Below are 1,427 nucleotides of genomic sequence, written 5' to 3'. Positions count from 1 at the left end.
AAAGCCTGAGATCTGATGGGTAGACGCAAGTCGAAATCGGTGATCCTATGCTGCCAAGAAAAGCATCGACGCGAGGTTCTAGCTGCCCGTACCCCAAACCGACTCAGGTGGTCAGGTAGAGAATACTAAGGAGATCGAGAGAATCGTGGTTAAGGAACTCGGCAAAATGCCCCCGTAACTTCGGGAGAAGGGGGGCCTGAGGCGTGAACGGACTTGCTCCGGGAGCGTTCGATGGCCGCAGAGACCAGTGGGAAGCGACTGTTTACTAAAAACACAGGTCCGTGCTAAGTCGCAAGACGATGTATACGGACTGACGCCTGCCCGGTGCTGGAAGGTTAAGAGGAACGGTTAGCCGCAAGGCGAAGCTGAGAATTTAAGCCCCAGTAAACGGCGGTGGTAACTATAACCATCCTAAGGTAGCGAAATTCCTTGTCGGGTAAGTTCCGACCTGCACGAATGGCGTAACGACTTCCCAGCTGTCTCAACCGCGAACTCGGCGAAATTGCATTACGAGTAAAGATGCTCGTTACGCGCAGCAGGACGGAAAGACCCCGTGACCTTTACTATAGTTTGGTATTGGTGTTCGGTGTGGCTTGTGTAGGATAGGTGGGAGACGTTGAAGCGGGCACGCTAGTGTTCGTGGAGTCATTGTTGAAATACCACTCTGGTCACTCTGGATATCTAACTTCGGACCCTAATCGGGTTCAGGGACAGTGCCTGATGGGTAGTTTAACTGGGGCGGTTGCCTCCCAAAGAGTAACGGAGGCGCCCAAAGGTTCCCTCAACCTGGTTGGCAATCAGGTGGCGAGTGTAAGTGCACAAGGGAGCTTGACTGTGAGACTGACAAGTCGAGCAGGGACGAAAGTCGGGACTAGTGATCCGGCAGTGGCTTGTGGAAGCGCTGTCGCTCAACGGATAAAAGGTACCTCGGGGATAACAGGCTGATCTTGCCCAAGAGTCCATATCGACGGCATGGTTTGGCACCTCGATGTCGGCTCGTCGCATCCTGGGGCTGGAGTAGGTCCCAAGGGTTGGGCTGTTCGCCCATTAAAGCGGTACGCGAGCTGGGTTTAGAACGTCGTGAGACAGTTCGGTCCCTATCCGCTGCGCGCGCAGGAAATTTGAGAAGATCTATCCCTAGTACGAGAGGACCGGGATGGACGAACCTCTGGTGTGTCAGTTGTTCCGCCAGGAGCACCGCTGATTAGCTACGTTCGGAACGGATAACCGCTGAAAGCATCTAAGCGGGAAGCCGGCTTCGAGATGAGATTTCCATCCCTTCGGGGGAGAGGCTCCCAGCCAGACGACTGGGTTGATAGGCCGGATGTGGAAGACAGGACTAAAGACTGTCGGAGCTGACCGGTACTAATAAGCCGATAACTTGATAATCACTACACTCATACCGTTGTAAAGGCTGGTAGGAGTGG

Annotated in this window: 1 rRNA gene (running past one end of the window); it reads left to right on the top strand. The window is 54.1% G+C overall.

Annotated features, from left to right (window positions below):
- Positions 1-1,389, top strand: a 23S ribosomal RNA gene (locus C5D09_RS16815); it begins 1,849 nt to the left of the window's first position.
- Positions 1,390-1,427: the final 38 nt, after the last annotated feature.

This window comes from Rathayibacter sp. AY1C9, from assembly GCF_002932315.1.
Taxonomy (GTDB): Bacteria; Actinomycetota; Actinomycetes; order Actinomycetales; family Microbacteriaceae; genus Rathayibacter.
This window is presented reverse-complemented; position numbering and strand designations above follow the sequence as displayed.